The 19,513-nt window shown below is 56.9% G+C and carries 16 protein-coding genes; 13 read left to right on the plus strand and 3 right to left on the minus strand.

What is annotated here, in order from left to right; translation table 11 throughout:
• Positions 1-11 precede the first annotated feature (11 nt).
• Positions 12-1,907, minus strand: a complete 1,896-nt coding sequence (locus LJD17_RS10995; RefSeq protein ID WP_227384196.1) for a TRAP transporter large permease — start codon at positions 1,905-1,907, stop codon at positions 12-14.
• 5 nt (positions 1,908-1,912) lie between these two features.
• The gene (locus tag LJD17_RS11000) at positions 1,913-2,932 is read right to left on the minus strand and encodes a TRAP transporter substrate-binding protein (protein ID WP_227384197.1); all 1,020 of its coding nucleotides are present in this window, start codon (positions 2,930-2,932) and stop codon (positions 1,913-1,915) included.
• 209 nt (positions 2,933-3,141) lie between these two features.
• On the opposite strand from LJD17_RS11000, the gene LJD17_RS11005 reads away from it, so the two are divergent.
• The gene (locus tag LJD17_RS11005; protein ID WP_227384198.1) at positions 3,142-3,984 is read left to right on the plus strand and encodes an IclR family transcriptional regulator; all 843 of its coding nucleotides are present in this window, start codon (positions 3,142-3,144) and stop codon (positions 3,982-3,984) included.
• 74 nt (positions 3,985-4,058) lie between these two features.
• On the opposite strand, the gene LJD17_RS11010 is transcribed toward LJD17_RS11005, so the two are convergent.
• Complete coding sequence (locus tag LJD17_RS11010) at positions 4,059-4,997, minus strand: 2-dehydro-3-deoxygalactonokinase (protein WP_227384199.1); 939 nt, start codon at positions 4,995-4,997, stop codon at positions 4,059-4,061.
• Positions 4,998-5,105: 108 nt separating this feature from the next.
• Here LJD17_RS11010 and LJD17_RS11015 point away from each other — a divergent pair, with 108 nt between their 5' ends.
• The 12 genes from LJD17_RS11015 to LJD17_RS11070 all read left to right on the plus strand — a co-directional run bounded on the left by LJD17_RS11015 (position 5,106) and on the right by LJD17_RS11070 (position 18,873).
• Positions 5,106-6,029, plus strand: coding sequence for a dihydrodipicolinate synthase family protein (locus LJD17_RS11015; RefSeq protein ID WP_227384200.1), 924 nt, complete (start codon positions 5,106-5,108; stop codon positions 6,027-6,029).
• Complete coding sequence (locus LJD17_RS11020) at positions 6,026-7,198, plus strand: mandelate racemase/muconate lactonizing enzyme family protein (RefSeq protein WP_227384201.1); 1,173 nt, start codon at positions 6,026-6,028, stop codon at positions 7,196-7,198. Before LJD17_RS11015 ends, LJD17_RS11020 begins: the two co-directional genes overlap by 4 nt.
• A 27-nt stretch (positions 7,199-7,225) precedes the next feature.
• The gene (locus tag LJD17_RS11025) at positions 7,226-8,491 is read left to right on the plus strand and encodes an ABC transporter substrate-binding protein (protein WP_227384202.1); all 1,266 of its coding nucleotides are present in this window, start codon (positions 7,226-7,228) and stop codon (positions 8,489-8,491) included.
• 55 nt (positions 8,492-8,546) lie between these two features.
• Positions 8,547-9,452 (plus strand): carbohydrate ABC transporter permease, encoded by a 906-nt coding sequence (locus LJD17_RS11030; RefSeq protein WP_227384203.1) that lies wholly within the window; start codon positions 8,547-8,549, stop codon positions 9,450-9,452.
• 9 nt (positions 9,453-9,461) lie between these two features.
• Positions 9,462-10,292 (plus strand): carbohydrate ABC transporter permease, encoded by an 831-nt coding sequence (locus LJD17_RS11035; RefSeq protein WP_227384204.1) that lies wholly within the window; start codon positions 9,462-9,464, stop codon positions 10,290-10,292.
• A gap of 12 nt (positions 10,293-10,304) precedes the next feature.
• Positions 10,305-11,420, plus strand: coding sequence for an ABC transporter ATP-binding protein (locus LJD17_RS11040; RefSeq protein ID WP_227384205.1), 1,116 nt, complete (start codon positions 10,305-10,307; stop codon positions 11,418-11,420).
• An 8-nt stretch (positions 11,421-11,428) separates the two neighbouring features.
• Positions 11,429-12,415 carry an NAD-dependent epimerase/dehydratase family protein gene (locus LJD17_RS11045; RefSeq protein WP_227384206.1) on the plus strand — a complete coding sequence of 329 codons (987 nt, stop codon included), beginning with the start codon at positions 11,429-11,431 and terminating at the stop codon, positions 12,413-12,415.
• A gap of 2 nt (positions 12,416-12,417) precedes the next feature.
• Complete coding sequence (locus LJD17_RS11050; RefSeq protein WP_227384207.1) at positions 12,418-14,127, plus strand: SMP-30/gluconolactonase/LRE family protein; 1,710 nt, start codon at positions 12,418-12,420, stop codon at positions 14,125-14,127.
• Positions 14,124-14,885: an SDR family NAD(P)-dependent oxidoreductase gene (locus tag LJD17_RS11055; protein WP_227384208.1), complete on the plus strand. Its 762-nt coding sequence runs from the start codon at positions 14,124-14,126 to the stop codon at positions 14,883-14,885. Before LJD17_RS11050 ends, LJD17_RS11055 begins: the two co-directional genes overlap by 4 nt.
• A gap of 63 nt (positions 14,886-14,948) precedes the next feature.
• A complete protein-coding gene (locus LJD17_RS11060; protein ID WP_227384317.1) occupies positions 14,949-16,319 on the plus strand; it encodes an FAD-binding oxidoreductase in 1,371 nt (456 codons plus the stop codon).
• Between the two features lie 24 nt (positions 16,320-16,343).
• Positions 16,344-17,225, plus strand: coding sequence for an aldose 1-epimerase family protein (locus tag LJD17_RS11065; RefSeq protein ID WP_227384209.1), 882 nt, complete (start codon positions 16,344-16,346; stop codon positions 17,223-17,225).
• 184 nt (positions 17,226-17,409) lie between these two features.
• On the plus strand, positions 17,410-18,873 hold the full coding sequence (locus tag LJD17_RS11070) for an alpha/beta hydrolase (RefSeq protein ID WP_406600792.1): 1,464 nt from the start codon (positions 17,410-17,412) through the stop codon (positions 18,871-18,873).
• The last annotated feature ends 640 nt before the right edge of the window (positions 18,874-19,513 follow it).

Consider the following 19,513-nt stretch of genomic DNA (forward strand, 5'->3'; position numbering starts at 1 on the left):
CCGCGAGCGGCTTATTTAAGAAAGCCGATCGACAACCACGGCACAGCTGCGACAATGACGGTGCCCACGAGAAGCGCGAGAAGATAGCCAAGTATTGGCTTCATTCCTTCGGCGGGTTCTACCCGCCCAATGGCGCACGCTGCGTAGTAGCCAACTCCAAAAGGCGGCGCGAACAGGCCAATTCCCATCGCAAGGATCACGACCATCGCATAATGAACCTCATGGATGCCGACCGCTCGTGCAATAGGAAACAGAAGAGGCCCAAAGAGAACAATTGCGGGGATTCCTTCCAGAACGGACCCCAGGATCACAAAGGCAACAATCGATACGGTCATGAACGTGACTGCACCGCCGGGCAGTCCTGTCATGGCGGTTGCGAGAGAACGGGAAAAACCCGACTGTGTCAGTCCCCACGCCATTCCCGTTGCTGTTCCGATAATCAACAGAATGGAGCCCGAGAGACATGCGGTGTCCACGAGCATGGACCGGAGGCGTCTCCATTCGAATTGACGGTAAACAATGATGCCGATGATGACGGCATAGAAAATACCGATGGTAGAAACTTCTGTCGCGGTCGCGACACCTTCGACAACAGCCGCCCTAATAACGAACGGGAGAGCTAGGGCTGGGATCGCAATAACGAAAGACCGCCCGATTTCCCTCTTGGTGGCTCGCTTCACATGGCTGAGGTCCTCGCCGCGATAACGCCACCAGACGACGAGACACAGGGTAGCGGCGAGAACGACAGCCGGAAGCAGACCGCCCGTGAAAAGCGCAGCAATGGACACGCCTGTCACAGAGCCGATCGTAATCAGCACAAGGCTCGGCGGAATTGTTTCAGTCTGCGCTCCGGTTGCCGAGAGCAAGGCCACAAGGTCGCCGGGTCGCGCTCCCCGTGCTTTCATCTCGGGGAACAGAACTGGCGCGACGGCAGCCATGTCTGCGGCCTTGGCTCCGGATATTCCTGACACCAGGTACATTGCACCGACAAGCACGTAATGCAGGCCGCCACGGACATGCCCCAGAAGGCTTGCCAAAAACGCGACCATCGCTCGGGCCATTCCGGTCATTTCGATCAGGAGACCGAGGAACACGAAGAGAGGAACCGCCAGCAGAATAAGATGGGACATACCCTCGTCCATCCGGCCCACCAGGACCATCAACGGCGTTTGGGTCGTCAGGCTCAAATAGCCGAAGATTGCAAGGCCGAACGCGAAGGCGATCGGAACCCCGGCCAGGACCGATGCCGCCACAACTCCCACAAAGAATATCACGAGGTTGAGATTGCCAAGCTGCCTGAAAACCGGCTCGGCAAACCAGAATGCCGCGACAATGATCAGAACGGCCGCGATCGCTGATGCAAGAGTGCGCAAAGAAGCCGTTCGCGTCAGACGCAAGAGTGCAAACACCGCCATGAGTGCAATACCGACGGGTAGTGCCGCTGCACGCCATGCGTTGGTGATTTCCAGAGCGGGCGTCGTGATAAAGGTTTCCTCTTGCGCGTACTCGAACGCCGGCCAAACGATAAGAAGAAGGAAAGCAAGTGCGGAGGACGTCGCAAATACATCGAGGAATGCCCTGACTTCAGGAGAAGCCCTGGCGACGATTGCGGTCATCCGCATATGCTCGTTACGTCGGAAGGCGACCACTGCCCCCAGCATCGCCAACCAGAGAAACAAGATGGACGCCAGCTCGTCCGACCAGATCAAAGGCTGGTGGAGAACGAAGCGTGCGATAACGCCCGCGAACAGAATGATGATCTCTATCGCAACAAGAAATGCGACAGGGATCTCCACGGCAGCGCCAAGAATGGCGTCGATCAAGGTTAGCCAAGAGCGTTCTGAAGGCTTCTCAGAATTCTCCGCGAACAAGCTCGCCCCACCGGGATGCGACTGAATGCGGGCCATGGCTCTTAAACCAATTTACCGACTGACTTTTCCAGAATGGCCCAGGCCTCGTCGCCATACTTGCCCTTCCATTCGGCATAGAAACCGGCTTGGCGCAGCTTGTCGCGGAAGGGAGCGGCCTCGGGCCGGTTGAAGATCAGGCCTTTGCCGGCAAGCTCCTGCTGAAGGTTGGCATTGAGCTTTGCGACATCCTCACGCTCCTTCTCGGCCGCTGCATTGATGTGCTTCGCCATGATGGTGCGTACATCCTGGGGCAGGCGTTCCCAGGCACGGCGGTTCGCCAGAAACCAGAATCCATCCCACATATGGTTCGTGAGCGAACAATATTTCTGCACTTCGTAGAGCTTCGCCGTGGAGACGATCGCCAACGGGTTTTCCTGACCCTCCACGACCTTGGTTTGAAGCGAGGAATAAACCTCGTTGAAGTTGATCGACGCGGGTGCCGAGTCAAAGGCTTTGTACATGGACGTCCAAAGCGGCGAGACGGGTACGCGGATCTTGAAACCTTTCAGGTCATCTGGAGTGTTGATCGGCTTCGTCGAGGAGGTGGTTTGCCGGAAACCGTTGTCCCAGATCTTATCCATGGCGACGAGATTCGCTTTTGCGATCTGACCTCTCACATAGGCCCCGAGCTCGCCGTCCATAGCTTTCCAGACAGAGTCATAATCGGGGAAAGCAAAGCCCACCCCGTTAATGGAAGCAGCCGGAACAAGTGTCGAGAGGATCAAACCGGAGAGCGTAAAGAACTCGACTCCGCCTGAGCGGACCTGACTCAGGGTATCTGTGTCGGAACCCAGCTGACTATTCGGAAAGATCTGGAGATCGACACGGCCGTTGGTTTCAGCCTTGATCGCCGCAGCCATTTCGCGGGCGCGGGCATTCATCGGGTGTGTCTCGGGTAGATTGTTGGCGTATTTGTATGTGAACTCGGCCTGCTGGGCGCGAGCGACAAACGGTGCGCCGATCACAGCTCCGGCGAATGCAGTCGAGCCGGCAGTCAACAGCCGACGACGAGACAAAATCATGTAACCCTCCTGGTCAGGTTCGAAGACCTTGCATTTCCTCAATCATGGGTCCATATCGCGGACCTTGTCTTATATGCGCCACTTTGCGGACGCTTCAGCTCGTCTCTTAGGAGGCACCTTAGAGCCCTAGATTGTCAAATAAAATTCGCTCTCCCCGCGAAATGCCCATTCTATATTCCTGGAGGATCCATATGCTGGAACACCCATAAATGATTTCAGCCAAGATTGCTGTAAAGGGGATGGGCGAAGCTGCTTCCAACGGCGCTCAGGCGATTGACCGCGCCGCAACCTTGCTTCTTCTCGTTGGACGGGCAGGACCATCAGGCGCCCGTCTGTCCGAGCTTGTCGCGCAATGCAATTTGCCCAAACCAACCGTTCGCCGCATACTTCTTGCCTTGGTGCGCACCGGTCTTCTTGATCAAGACGGGGAGACGCGGCGTTACTATATTGGCCCTGAAGTTTATGTGCTTGGGACACTCGCGAGCGCACGCTTCGGCATTCATTCGATCTCGTTGCGCTCTCTCGTCCGTCTCAGCCAGACGACCGGTGATACTGCCTTCCTGTCGGTTCCTCGCGATCTCTATTCGATCTGCGTGCATCGCGAGGAAGGTCCCTACCCTATTCGCGTCCACGCCCTGCATGCGGGAGATCGCCATCCTCTTGGAATAGGCGCCGGAAGTCTCGCGATACTCGCAGCCCTGCCAGACAACGAGATAGACGATATCTTGACGACGAACGCGGAAGTACTGATCGAGAAGTACCCGCCGTTCTCACCGTCTTTACTCCGCCAGCTCGTTCGCGACACCCGCGACAGAGGATATGCACTCAATCCCGGAATGCTCCTCTCCGACTCCTGGGCTATCGGTGTAGCAATTCGCGGGCTGGACAGGCGGCCTGTCGGCGCCCTCTCCATTGCGGCAACGGAAAGTCGGTTGAATGAAGCGCGTCAGCGCGAAATCGCACCACTTCTCAAGAAAGAAGCGGCATGGATTGAAGCTCGCCTATTCGACGCCGGCACACCGGAGAACCCACCCGCCTTAAAGGGCAGATGAGCTGGCAATCGGCATCCGATGAAAACAGCTTCGAAACGCGCGCCCCCATTTATGGCGTGCCCGCCGGCAAGACGTTAGGCCTTATGGCGCAAGCGCTCAGCGATCTGAGCAATCGCAAGGCAGCCTCGCACGGCGGCGTCCTCCACGGCTGGGACAACTGCAAGGCCGAAGGCATCGGCGGTACGCTTGTAGACCTCGACCAGATCATCATCCCCGACGACAGCAATACTGGCACCTTCTCCATACCACCCTAGGGCCTTCGCCTCGCGAAATTCCGAGGCAACGACAATGCCCGAAAGGTAATCGGTCATTTCCGCCGGAGAAAGCGCGCCCGAGAGCCACCCCGTTCGTACGGCAAAGAGATGGGTCAGCAGCCCTGCCGGTCGTTGATCATCACGAACAACCGCAACGCCCTTCAGAAAAGCAGCCCAGTCGGGGGCCTCCGGCTTCTTGGCAACCTTGGATAAAAAGGAATGCCGCGCAAGCGTGCCAAAAACCTCTCCTGTTACGAGAGTTTGAAAGGATGCGATTTGCCCCCCTGCGATCCTTGCCCATTTGGAGTGGGTGCCCGGCAGGACAACCGTCAGATCCCTATCAAGTCCGAAGCCGACAAGCTGGGTTTCTTCGCCGCGCATCACATCCGGGTACGGATAGTTAGAGCGATCGGTCAGACCGGGAAGAAACGTGATGGTCCCGCCCTCAGGAAGCGGCATGACCTTTACCTGGGCAGCCAGCGCCTCTGCGTCCGCGGGCACCGGCACATACGGCATCTCGACCCAACCGTTGCGACTGCCGATCATCCCGGCGGCGTAGATCGGGATAGGTCCGTGCGCGGCGCGCCACGGCGCAATCGCGCTCTGCAGCACGCCCAAGAAGTCGCCGGCGATGGATTGAATACCGTTTTCCGTCTCGATGCGATCAAGGACAGCTGCGCTTTCATCCACAAGGAGCGCGCGGAATGATGTCGTACCCCAATCCAGAATAATCCGTAGCGAAGGCGCCTGCACAGCCATGGCGTTTCCATCCGTTTTCTTGAGTGACTGCTTGACCCATAAACCAACTCAACGTAAGGTCCAACATGAAAAACAATTAGTCCACTATATGGACCATGAGGAAACGCGATGCTTAGGGGAATTCTCCCTGTCCTTCCGACTCCGTTCACCGCAGATGGCTCGATCGACCAGCCAGCCATGGAGCGCATTGTTGATTTTGCGCTCGCTTCAGGCGTCGACGGCGTCGTTTTTCCGGGATTTGCCAGTGAAGTTGACGAGCTCACGGCTAAGGAGCGAGCGGATCTCCTGGGTCTCGTCGTAGAGCGCGTAAACGGCCAAGTTCCGATAATAGCGGGCGCCAGTGCGCCGAGCGCCGAAGAAGCGATCGCTCATACGAAGGAAGCTTTAAGCAACGGGATACGGACGGTCATGATCCAAGCTCCGAAGAGCGTTGGCGTGAGCGTCGAAGCGGTCGCCGCCTTCTACCGCACTGTCGCGCAAGCCGTGCCTGAAATCGAAATCGTCTTGCAGAATGCCCCGGCGCCGCGCGGATCAGATCTAAAGCCGGATACAATCCTGGCAATCGTACGGGATAACCCTTCGATTACATATGTGAAGGAAGAGACGCTTCCTGCCGGGCCTGCGATTACAGCGATACTGAAAGACAAGCCTCCGCACCTGAAAGGCGTCATCGGTGGCGGAGGAGCACGCTATATCATCGATGAATATCGCCGCGGCGCCTGCGGCGCCATGCCGGCAGTCGAAATCGCCGATGTTCACGTAGCGATGGATCGTGCCTTCCGGAGCGGCGACATCACAAAAGCGCGCGACCTCTATATGCGGACGCTGCCCCTCCTGGTCATTCAAGCCAATTTCAGGATGGCTTTCACGAAGTATGTCCTTTCCAAGCGCGGCATTCTTACAAATCATGTATCTCGGGCAAAATTGCCGCCGATGGATGATGCGGACATTTCAGAAATCGATGCCTGGCTGAACTCGGTCTCCCACCTCCTGGGCAACGGATCGGCAGCGCTCGCTGGAGCGGCTGAATGAGCGATTCCGTCAAAACGATCAGCGTTTACTCGATCACAATTCCTCGCGATACGATTTACCTGGGCGAACCACGGCCAGGCGAGGTCGTGAACGAGAAGGGCTACATCGTCCGGAAAGGTAACCGCACGGTCTATCCCACAAGCGATAGAACAGTTGTCGTACGGATTGAAACTCGAAGCGGTGTTGTCGGCTGGGGAGAGACCTACGGCATCGTGTCTCCAAGGGCCGCGATGGCCATTATCGATGACCTGCTCGGGCCTTATGTCGTGGGCAGAGACCCGCAGGACGTCGCTATCATTCACGAAGACCTTTACGATCTTATGCGTGTGCGCGGCTATACGGGTGGTTTCTATCTGGATGCCCTTGCTGCCGTGGACATTGCCCTGTGGGACATCTGCGGCAAACTTGCGAACCTGCCGCTGGTGAAACTTCTCGGAGGACAACGCCACGAGAGGCTGCCGGCCTATATTTCAGGGCTTCCAAAGCGGACCCGAGAGGAGCGGGCCGAGTTCGCCGCGGGATGGCAAGCCAAGGGTTTTACCAGTTTCAAGTTTGCCGCTCCCGTGGCTGACGATGGCGTCGTTGCCGAAATGGAAACACTGCGAACGAAGCTCGGCCCGGCCGCGAGAATCGCGTGCGACATGCATTGGGCTCACACCGCGGATCAAGCCATCGCATCCATTCGCGCCATGGAACCGCATGGCCTCTGGTTCGCCGAAGCGCCGGTAAAGCCGGAAGACATCGACGGCCTCGCCCACGTTGCGGCGCGTGTAGCGACCACCGTCGCGGCTGGAGAGGAGTGGCGGACTGTCTTTGATCTCGTGCCTCGTGTCGCCCGGCGTGCGTGCGGTATCATTCAACCGGAAATGGGACACAAGGGCATCACGGAATTCATGCGCATCGGCCAGTACGCACAGGCCCACCACCTGGAGGTCATTCCGCACGCAACCATTGGAATCGGGCTGTTCATGGCTGCGAGCCTTCATGCAAGCGCTGCTTTAACTGCGGTGACATGCCATGAGTACCAACACTCGATCTTCGAGCCTAACCGCAGGCTCGTGACCGGCAACATGGATTGCCGTGAAGGTTTCTACACACTGCCGACCGGTCCGGGTCTCGGTGTTGAACCATCCGAGGAGGCAATAAGCCTCCTCCAAGAATATAAATAAAGATGAACCCGCAACGGAGGAAATGCCATGCTGAGAAGAAAGCTGACCATACTGGCGGCGACGGCCGCACTTGCGCTGAGCACAAATGCGGCGCTTGCCCAGAACAAAGTCCTCAAATTCGTCTCCTGGCAGAAAGATGAGCGCGGCGTCGGAGATTGGTGGGCTTCCGTAATCAAAGCCTTCGAAGAGGCTCACCCTGGTACAAAGGTTGAATGGACCAAGGTCGAGCGCGGCGCTTACGCGGATACCATGACGACCCTGTTCGCCGGAGGCAATCCGCCCGACATCGTTCACCTGGCATCCTTTGAATTCCAGAAGTTTGCCGATAACGGCTGGCTCGAACCTCTTGACCCTTACATAAAAGATGCAAAGCTCGACCTTACGGGCTGGGCCGGCCAGGACACCTGTGTCTGGAACAAGCAGACCGTTTGTACAATGATGCTCTATTTCGGCTACTTCCTTGCCTATAACGAGGACATGCTGAAGAAGGAGGGTCTGTCCGTCCCGAAGAGCTACGCCGAATTCCTGGAAGCGGCGAAGAAGACAACGAAAGACCTGAACGGCGACAGCATTGTCGACCAATTTGGCACCGGCCATGAAACCCGCGGCGGCGGCGGCCAGTACATCAGTGAAATGATGAACTACACCTTGGACGCTGGGGGCCGCTGGACTGACGAAAACGGCAAGGTCACGATCAACACTCCACAGATGATCGAGGGCCTCACCCGCTGGAAAACCATCGTAAAGAACAATCTGACACCGCGTGACATGTCGGCGGGTGAGGTGCGGCAGCTCTTTGCCGACGGCAAGATTGCCCTGAAGATGGATGGCCCCTGGCTCTGGCCGATCATTCAAAAGGGCAAGGCCAAAGACCAGATCAAGACAGCGATGGTCCCCTTCAGCCCACCCGTTGGGGGCTCGTCCAACGTTCTTGCTATTCCGTCCGATATTTCCAGCGATAACAAAAAACTTGTCTGGGACTTCATCAAGATTGCAACTTCTGACAAGTTTCAATCGAGCTATGCCACCCTCGGCGCCTCGCCTCCTCCGAGTCCCCGTGCTGACATAAGCGCGGCGAAGGCGGAGAATCCCAACTTCGATCTTCTCGTGGAAGCTACACGGGCCGCGGCGAAGGCCAAGGTCGATCGAATTCCCAAAGGGCTCGAAATCCAGTTCAACGAGTTCTCCAAGATGGTCATGGAAGAAGCTCAGCGCATGATCATTCAGGATCTCGATCCAAAGGCAGTCGCTGCGACAATGCAGCAGAAGGCAGAAGCAATTCAACAACAATGATACCGACGACTTCGCCGGCCGCAACGCCGCGGCCGGCCCTTTTACAGAGGATTTCATGAAGTCAGGATTTGGTCTTGATCTTGCGCGTCCGAGTCGCCGCCATTGGCTGGGCTATCTCCTCCTTGCGCCGGCGGTCCTTCTCATCGGACTTATAATCATCTACCCACTGATCGTCTCGGTCGACATCTCGTTCCAGAACGTGAACATCGCCCGCCTCGATCAGCCACGGCGACCTTTCACGACGGCGAATTACGAGCGCCTCTTTTCATCTCCAGACTTTTGGAACGCGAGCTGGATTACGCTCAAACTCGTCGTCATCGTGAGCCTGTTCTGCTTTCTCCTGGGCCTCGGCACTGCTCTTCTCGTCAACAACAAGTTCAAAGGCCAAGCATTCGCCCGTCTTCTCGTAGCGCTCCCCTGGGCCGTCCCGGAAGTCATCGCCGTCGTTATCTTTGCGTGGATGTTCGATTCCTCCTTCGGATTGATGAACTGGGTCTTCATTAAACTCGGCTTCATCGACACGACAGTAAACTGGTTCTCGTCGCCTGTAGCCGCGTTTGCAGTCGTATGCGTTACCATGATCTGGAAAGGCTATCCCTTCGTCTCGATCATGATGCTGGCCGGCCTTCAATCCATCCCTGATGATTTCTATAATGCGGCCCGCGTCGACGGGGCCAATGCATGGCAGCGGCTGGTCAACATCACGATACCCTCCTTGATGCCTGTGCTCGGCGTCACTCTCATTCTGGTCATGCTCTGGGTCTTCAGAGATTTCTCCATCATCTACGTGATGACAGGCGGCGGGCCGCTCAAAGCAACGCAGACCCTGTCGATCATGACCTATGAGCAGGCATTCGGCTTCTTCAAGATGGGGTACGCTTCCGCGATCGGGGTCGTAACGCTCATTGTCTGCGTCATTGCCAGCCGTCTTATGATCGGTCGGGCTCCGGATAACATCTGAGGCATGGTCATGAAACGCAGCACACTTCATCAAACCACACTCTACGCAGCGGTATTTCTTGTCTGCGCTTTTCTGATCTTCCCGATATATTGGCTGTTCATCACAGCAATATCGCCCCCGGATCAGTTACGGGTCTTGCCTCCGCGGTTTTGGCCTGAGATACCGCGCTGGGAAGTATTTGGACAAGTCATACGTGAGCGGCCGATCCTTCTCTGGCTTGGCAACTCGGCTCTCGCCGCGATCGGGAGCGTCATTCTCTCGATGACTGTTTCCGTACTTGCCGGGTACAGCCTGTCACGATTTAGAGTACGTGGCGGTCAGTCGCTCGGCCTTTTCATCCTTACGGCAAAGATGCTTCCGGCGACGCTCCTGGTGATTCCGTTGTTTGGAATCTTTCGGACCATGGACCTGATCGGCAGCCTTTGGTCGATCATCCTTGCGCACGCTACCCTGATCATCCCATTCACCACTTGGATGCTGAAAGGGTATTTCGACACGATCCCACGCGAACTGGAGCAAGCAGCCATGGTGGATGGCTGTTCGCCCTTGGGAGCGATGGTCCGCGTGATCCTTCCGGTCTCTGCGCCCGGTCTCGCGGCAACGGCGCTCTACGGCTTCGTATTGTCGTGGTCCGATTACGCCTACGCTCGGACATTTCTCACAAATGCGCAGACGAATTGGACGGCCAATCTCGGCATTACGACAATGAAGGGCGAATACATCTCGAACTGGGGTGATATTTCTGCCGCCTCAATTCTCATCGCCCTCCCCGTTCTGATTATCTATCTCTTTCTCGAGCGTTATCTCGTCGGTGGGCTGACTGCTGGTGCGGAAAAATAGTGGAGTAGCGGCATGGCCGGCATTCACATAGAAAATGTGACCAAATCCTATGGACAACTCTCTGTTCTGAAAAACTTCTCGCTCGAGGTTTCGGATGGAGAATTCGTCGTCTTCGTTGGCCCTTCGGGCTGCGGCAAGTCGACCATGCTGAAAATCCTCGCGGGACTTGAGGAAGCCTCTTCGGGCACCATCCGGATCGGCGGGCGGGATGTCACGGACTTGGCCCCTGGAGACCGGGACATTGCCATGGTCTTTCAAAACTACGCTCTTTATCCGCATCTCACGGTTCGCAAAAATATGGGCTTTGGCCTAAAAATGCGCGGAACCGATCCCACGGAGATCGATAAGCGCGTTACGGAGGCCGCCAAGATTCTCGGTGTCGATCACCTTCTGGATCGACGTCCGAAAGCTCTCTCCGGCGGGCAACGGCAGCGCGTCGCTCTCGGTCGGGCCATCGTTCGTGAGCCCCAGGCCTTCCTTATGGACGAGCCTCTATCAAATCTCGATGCCAAATTGCGGGTCCATACACGGGCGGAAATCAGCGCTCTTCATAAGCGGCTTGGCGTTACTACCATTTATGTCACCCACGACCAGATCGAAGCGATGACGATGGCGGACCGCATCGTCATCATGAAGGACGGCGCTATTCAGCAAATCGCCGACCCCGATACGATGTTCAAGAAACCTGCCAATTTGTTCGTGGCAGGCTTTATTGGCTCACCCGGAATGAACTTTTTGCGAGCCACCGTGAACACCAATGGTCCCTCACCGGCCGCTCGGATCTTTGGCTATGATGTTCCCTTGAGGATCCCTCAGTCCTTCGCTGGGCGCGAGGTCATCCTGGGCCTGCGTCCTGAGCACATTGCAGCTGGGCCAGGCGCGGTGACCTTCGATGTCATGCCAAGGCTCGTCGAAAGTCTCGGAAGTGAAAAATACGTTTACGTTGACGTACCCGTCGAGAACCGGGTCGAGGCTGCGCGGACGGGGGGCGACGAGCGGCGCGCCGACACCATCATCGCGCGGCTCATTAATCCCGACGAGCGGGTTACGGAAGGACCCATAAAGTTGTCTTTCGATCCGGCTCGTCTTCACCTTTTTGACGCAACCACGCAAGCATCTATCGAGTGAGCATCAACATGGCTATCCTTGTCACCGGCAGCGCAGGACGTGTCGGGTCAAAAGTCGTTCAGCGGCTCCTTGACGAAGGAAATCTTGTTACGGGATTTGATCTGAAGCCTTCTGTTATCAACCATCGCAATTATCGCGAGGTGGTCGGCTCTTTTGACGACAGAACGGCGGCTGCCAACGCTGTCGAGGGAACAACCGCGATCCTACATCTTGGCGCCTTCATGTCCTGGCTGCCCGCCGATGCCGAGAAACTGCACCGAGCGAATGTGGATGGAACGCGTGTTCTTCTTGAGCAGGCCGCCCGGGTAAAACCTGAGAGGATACTGTTCGCGAGTTCTGGCGAAGTGTATCCGGAGAATGTACCAGACTACCTTCCCGTCGACGAGGAACACCCGCTCAAACCTCGCTCATCTTATGGGCTTACAAAACTGCTCGGTGAGGAGATCGTCCGTTTCTTCGAACGCACGTCAGGCATTCCGGCCACGATCCTCAGATTCTCCCACACCCAGGACGCGGCGGAGCTTTTGGATCCCTCCAGCTTCTTCTCTGGACCTCGCTTTTTCCTACACGCAAAAATTCGCCAGCAGGAGAACCTGGGGAATACGGCCGCGGTCCAGCGTTTAATGGCGGTGGATGATGGTCGGGAGGCTCTCGTGGTTTCACGCAACGAGAACGGGCGCCCATTCAAGATGCACATTACCGACACGCGCGACATGATAGATGGGATTCTCCTCGCGCTGAAGAGTCCCAAAGCGGCTGGACGCACATACAATCTTGGCGCAACCACCCCCGTCGATTTCGCGGAAGCACTGCCTCTCATGGCCAAAATGACGGATCTACCCTTAAAGACCGTCGATTTGCCGGGTAGTGGTGTTTATTACGAGACATCGAACGCTCGCATCCGGGAAGAACTTGGATTTGATCCGAAGTGGACGATAGAACGTATGATCTCGGAAGCGGCCGCTGCCAGAGCCGCCAGAGCGAAGGTCGCATAATCGTGGACAATCCGCGCGTAGCTCCTCCGGAAGAAAGAGAGGTCCCGACCGGCGCCGCAGCGTTGGCCAAAGGGCTCTACCTTCTGGACGTAATTGGAGAACATCCAACGCCCCTGAGATTCAAGGATCTTCAGGCGGCAACCAAGTTGTCCAAAGGCACCCTCGCGCGGATGCTCAATACGCTCGTTCTGTTTCGTCTCGTTCGCCATGAAGAGAGCGACAATACATACCGCCTCGGGCATCGGTTGTTCGAGCTGGCTCACCGCGTGTGGGAGTCCTTCGACCTTCGCGGAGCGGCCGCCCCTATCGTCGAACGCCTTGCAGATGAGACACGGGAAACCGTTGCCCTATGCTCGATCGACGGTCATGAAGTCCTCTACATTGACCAGAAAAGCCGTGGCGGCGCATTCGGATTTCGCATTGAGATCGGACGGCGGGCCCCTCTGCACTGTACGGCGGGCGGCAAGGCGCTTCTTGCCTTTGCGTCGCCACACGAGCGCCGTGCCATGCTCGAAGTGGGATCGCTCGAGCGCTTCACGAACAGAACCATCGTCGACGAAGACGCGCTCATGGCCGATCTCGCCTTGGCCCGGGCCCGTGGTTATGCCATTTCCCTTGAAGAGCATGTTTCCGGCGTCGTCTCGGTAGCCGCTCCGATCTTCGACCATACAGGTCGTGGAATCGCGGCAATCGGTGTCTTTGGGCCGAGCTCGCGCCTATCGAACGACCGACTTCATACGACGGGTCGCGACCTCATGGCAGCGGCACGTCAGATATCCGGCAACGTCGGCGCAATGCCGATGAATATCAACCCGCAGAGCCGGACATTGGCTTACTCGCAGAGTGATGCCGAATGTGTTCTTCCCTGGGGTGCACACCTGGCCGAAGGTCCTGTTTGGCACCCTCACGAAAAGCGTCTCTATTGGGTCGATATCCTGGCTCCGTCCGCTCATCGCTTTGACCCGATCACGAGAGTGAACGAAGAAGTCGTTCTCCCCCGCCTCGTGAGCGCCATTGTTCCACGCCGGGGGGGCGGCCTTGCGGCTCTTACCCAGAGCGGCCTCGAAGCCTTGGATTTTAGCAGCGGGAAGCTGGAATCCATCGTCGATCCGGAGGCTGATGTTCCTGACAATCGCTTCAACGATGGCAAATGTGATCGGCTCGGCCGCCTCTGGGGCGGCACGATGCGCCTGGATGCAAGCCGGGCGACGGGCGCGCTTTATGCAATTGACGGGCAAAAATCCTGGCGCCGAATGGCATCCGGTTTCACCGTAGCCAACGGCCTGGATTGGAGTCCTGACGGGCGAACATTCTATTTTGCCGATTCCGCGCCGGGGCGCGTTTATGCCTATGATTTCGATCTAGCAACAGGGACGATCGACAACCGTCGGGTTTTTGCAACGGTCGATGCTCAGGATGGTCGTCCGGACGGCCTGGCAGTCGATAGCGAAGGCTTTCTATGGTGCGCGATCTGGGATGGCTGGTGTGTACGGCGCTATGCGCCGGATGGGCAGCTTGAACGTGAGGTTCGTCTTCCAGTCCCAAGGCCGACAAGCGTCGCGTTTGGAGGTGAGGACCTCAAGACTCTTTTCATCACGACAGCCCGAATTCGACTTCCCTCCCGAGTCCTTTCAGAGGCGCCCTTCTCCGGGGGCCTCTTCGCCATGCCGGCTCCGGCTGCGGGACTGCCTGTCTCGGAGTTCGCAGGTTGACCCTTGCTCGTTATTTTGATCTCGCCTCCCGCGTGGCGCTGGTAACCGGTGGAGCTGATGGTATTGGCCGAGCCGTCGTCGAAGCTCTGTCGCAACAAGGCGCAAAGGTCGCTTTCATAGATCTTGATCAGGCAAAAGGAGAGGCCTTGGCGGCTCGTTTGCGCGATGCAGGCGCAGACGTTGTCTTTGAGGCTGTCGATCTGCGCGACGTTGCGGCCACGCGGGGCGCAATTGAAAAGCTCAAGGACGAGTTCGGCCCCTTCTCCATCTGTGTCAACAATGCTGGGCACGACGAGCGTCATCGCTTCGATGACGTAAATGAGGAGTATTGGGACGATCGGTTCGCAGTTAATCTCCGGCCCATGATGTTCGTGAGCCAGGCCGTTGTGCCAGGCATGAGAGCCATTGGTGGAGGCTCGATCGTCAATCTCGGATCGACCTCGTGGATGCAAGGCGCCCCGGGTCTTATTGCGTACACAACCGCGAAGTCTGCCGTCCTTGGCTTTACGCGCTCCCTGGCTCGCGAACTTGGCCCTGACAATATCCGTGTGAACTGCGTCACCCCAGGCTGGGTGATGACCGAGCGCCAGCGGAAGCTCTGGTGGACCCCCGAAAAATGGGCAGCCGCAGAGGCGAGGCAGTCAATCAAGGGCGAGATAGCTCCCGAGGATGTTGCAGCCATGGTGATTTTCCTTTGCTCGGACGTTGCCAGACGATGCACGGGGCAGAACTACATCGTCGATGCCGGGGTGGTTTGACCTGCCATGTTCGGATTGACTGAGATTCTCGATGCATCCTGCATCGTCACTGATCCCGGCGATATGGCTCCCTATCTCTCCGACTGGCGGGGAGTGGCAAGAGGGTCTGCGCAGGCTGTCGTGCGGCCACGGACCACGGAGGATGTCGCCCGTATCATGAAGTGGGCCTCGCGGACCAGAACTCCAATTGTTCCACAAGGGGGAAACACCGGTCTGTCGGGAGGTGCGACCCCCGATCGAACCGGCAACGCCGTCATCCTGTCGTTGGAACGGCTCAACCGCATTCTATCTGTCGATCCTCTCGGGAACACCCTTGTAGCCCAAGCAGGCTGCGTCCTCGCCAATGTGCAGAAGGCAGCAGCGGATTCAGGCCGTCTGTTTCCGGTCAGTCTCGGAAGTGAAGGTACATGCCAAATCGGAGGCGTTATCGCGACGAATGCAGGCGGCATTAATGTCCTGCGATATGGGATGACACGGGACCTCGTCCTCGGCCTTGAATATGTCACTGCGCAGGGTGAGATCGTTCGTGGCCCCAAAAAGCTCCGCAAGAACAATGCGGGCTACGACCTGCGCCATCTTCTAATCGGATCCGAGGGAACTCTCGCCGTAATCACCACGGCGGCTCTGAGAATTGTTCGGCCGGCATCGACCCGGTTGAGTTCACTCGCGGCGTGCGAGACGCCAGAGGACGCGTTAGCCCTTCTCGGGATCCTTCGCGCCGTAGCGGGTGAGGATATCGTGGCTTTCGAGTTCATGTGCGGCACCGAAATGAACCTCGTCCGGTCCCGCTTTCCGAATTTGCGCTATCCCTTTGCAGCAGAGTATCCCTGGTTTGTCTTCGTCGAGCTAGGAAGCGAGCACACGGAAATTGCAGACGGACGTCTTGAAGAAGCGCTCGCTCAAGCAATGGAGAAAGGTATCGTCACGGATGCCATACTGAGCAGGAGTGAAACCCAATCTAAAGACATCTGGCACTTGCGCTTCGCTGTTTCGGAGGCGAACCGACTCGCAGGCCCGACGGTTTCTCACGATGTGAGTGTTGCGACCGAAGACGTAGCAAAGCTAATCAATGACGTCTCTTTGCACATCAAGGAGAAATTTCCGAATGCTGTTCCTCTCTTTGTCGGGCACTTGGGAGATGGGAACATCCACGTGAACATCCTCTTCCCTCCAGACGTTTCGCTGGACATGGATGCTTATAGAGACACAGCCCGCAGGGTGAGCGATGACATCTACAAATTCGTCAGCGCGCTCCATGGGAGCATTTCGGCAGAACACGGAATTGGCCGTTTCAAGCTCGCCGCACTCGAGCGCACGGCGGATCCGGTCGAACTCGGGATGATGCATTTGATCAAGAAGGCATTTGATCCCGAGGGCATTTTGAACCCGGGTGCAGTGCTGAACAGCTCATTCAAAGCTTCACAACCTAACTGACGACCTTGCAGGAACCGGCTTTCAATGATCACAATCACCAACCAAGCCCTCACTGTTGAGGTTTCTCCCCTCGGTGCCGAACTGCAATCCGTTGTCGACGGAACCGGAGCGTCATGGCTCTGGCACGGCGATCCGACCTTTTGGGCCGGGCGAGCGCCGCTTCTATTTCCTGTCATTGGGAGGAGTTTCGAAGGAAACGTCCTGATCGATGGCACGTCCTTCCCGATGGATGGCCACGGCTTTGCTCGCACGAGTCGCTTCGCCCTGCGAGAGCAATCAAGTACCCATTGCATTCTGCGTCTGGAGGATAGCGAGGAAACGCAAAGGCGTTTTCCCTTCCGCTTTGCCCTCGATATGACATTTTCCCTCGATGGGTCATCTTTGTATATCGAGGCATGTGTCGTTAATCGCGATAGCAGGGTACTGCCGTTCTGCTTTGGATTTCACCCGGCTTTTCCCTGGCCTCTCGCCGGATCGGCAACAGCAAACCACGAGGTTCATCTTGAGCCCAATGTGACGCCCACATTGCTGCGGATCGATGAACAAGGCCTCCTGAAAGATGACCGCTATCCGTCACCCTTTTCCGATGGAGTCCTGAGACTGGACTCGAGCCTCTTTACACAGGACGCGATGATCTTCGATGAACCAGGTATCAAGAGCGTCTGGTATGGGGTACCTGGGAAGCCCGGCATACGCGTCGAGTATGACAATCTCCCACAACTCGGAATTTGGACAAAGCCGGGCGCACCGTTCCTATGTATTGAGCCTTGGCATGGATTGCCGGCTCCTTCAGGCCGGCAGGAAGCCCTCGAAAGCCGACGAGGCGTTGCTTGCCTCGATCCTGGAGAAACAATGCGTTTCCCAATGAAGCTGGCCTTCGCTGCCGACCAAACTCGTGGATTATAAGGTCAAGCTTAGAGATCTGGTCGAACTTGTGACATCAGGCCTTGATGCCTGATCTGCATCTGATCTTCACTTCATGGTGGTGCTGAATTCGCAGCAGTGTCATAATCCTGAATTATGGCGCCAAAGCAACGGAATGATGCGCTTGGGATCCGTGAGGCAAACCAGAGGGCCCTTTACCTTCGCGATGCTGAGGAAGGCCCTCACTGTTACGATCTACACGGTGGTGGCAGCAGGCTTGCTTTTGGCGGCCGGGCTCTCATTTCGTGCTTGGGATGCGTTTCGCGCAGAACCGCTTGAGCCTTGGCATACTTTCGTTCCCAGAGAGTTAAGTGCGGAGGAAATAGACCAAGGAACCTGGTCACAATACGTCGAAACCGAGGATCGCATTTTCACCGAAGTGCAGCAGGAGGTCAGCCAGAAGCTGGATGACGATGAGCGTGTCCCGTTCAATCGTTATTTTGTCGGCAGTCCAGTTTACCCAGGGCATTTCACGACGAACTGGAATCGTTCATATGTCATGGAGCCACGCGGACCTCCGGTAGGAGCTGCCGTGTTCCTCCATGGCCTTACCGATTCTCCCTACAGCCTGCGGCATCTTGCTAACCTATACCGGGATAAGGGGTTTGTTGCGGTCGGTATTCGGATGCCCGGCCACGGGACGGTTCCTGCGGGTCTCACTAAAGTGGAGTGGCAAGATTGGATGGCTGCGACACGCCTTGCCGTACGTGAGGCACTGCGACGATCAGGGGGCCAGCGACTGCATATTATCGGTTTTTCCAATGGTGGTGCACTCGCGGTCAAATATGCGCTTGACACCTTGGACAATGACCATCTGGCAAGACCTGAGCGGGTCATCCTCCTGTCTCCAATGATTGGCATAACACAATTCGCACGCTATGCAGGGATCGCCGGCTGGCCGGCTTACTTTCCAGCCTTTGCCAGGGCCGCTTGGCTCGACGTTCTGCCGGAATTCAACCCATTCAAGTACAACTCCTTTCCGGTCAATGGCGCTCGCCAATCCTATCTGGTCACACAGGCGCTTCAGGGTCAGATCATTCGAGCGTCCGAAAGAGGCACTCTCGGGCAACTCCCGCCAATACACACTTTTCAGTCCGTCGTTGATTTTACCGTCAGTACCCGCGCGGTCATTACCGGTCTCTATGCAAGGCTTCCGGCTAACGGCAGTGAATTGACACTCTTCGATATCAACCGCTCGGCCAAGCTCGGGCCGCTTGTACGTCAGTCCGCCGATACAATGGTCGAGCGTCTCCTCCCGAATGTACCGCGCTCTTTCAGAACGACCATCATCACCAATGCCAACCCATCGAGCCTGAAGGCTATCGAAAGACTGACGATCAGCGGCAGCACGGAGGAAACGGCGACGGAACTCGACCTGTCGTTTTCACCGGCGGCATTTTCCTTATCCCATGTCGCCCTGCCCTTTCCGGTGACGGACCCCCTTTATGGATCAGAACCGGACCCGAAAGAGGGCTATGGGGTCAACCTCGGGTCTTTAAGCCCGCGGGGCGAGCGCGGCGTTTTGGTTGTTCCGCTCGATGCTATCGTCAGGATCTCGTCGAACCCATTCTATCCATACGTAGCCCGCCGTATCTCCGAATCCATCGACAGCGGGGCGACCAAACAATAACTCTTAACAAGATTGGCCTCAGCCTCCTGTCGCCCCCTTGGTTCAGAGGCCAGGGATTGCAACGAATGATCTGAGAGACTGCGATCAGGGCTAGCAGCATGACCAACCATGTTGCGCGCAAAGGAGAATTCTGAGGAGCCCGCAGAAAAACCAAGGCGACGATAGAACTGTTGAGTAAGCGAGATGTTTAGCTCGGACGCCATCGGAGAGGCCATTCCGACATGCAGCCGCTTGAGATACCTGTCGTTAATGTTTGCCGATGAGCATGGAGCTATCTGAAAGTTGCTTTCATGCCCAAATTTCCTTAGCAACTTCGGCTGTAACCTGCCGGCACAGCTACTTTGGAGGAGCCTATATGCCTCACGAAGCGTACTGCATTATTTTTCGACGCAATCGTTGGACGGTTTGCTGTTCCGGCCGCGATCTCGGCTCATTTCATTTTCGTGCCAAAGCTCTCAGATTTGCGGTCGAGTCAGCTCATTACTCTTCGACCCTGAACTGCCCAACGGTCTATATCCTTGATCGGACCGGCGACCTTTACACAGCATGGCGTGGAGACAGAGATTCTCTCAGCGATTGTGTCTGAGTTTTGTGCGAGTTGCGTTGTGCTACCAGCTCACAAAGATAAGACACCGTCGCT

This window comes from Microvirga rosea (assembly GCF_020595095.1).
Lineage (GTDB): Bacteria > Pseudomonadota > Alphaproteobacteria > Rhizobiales > Beijerinckiaceae > Microvirga > Microvirga rosea.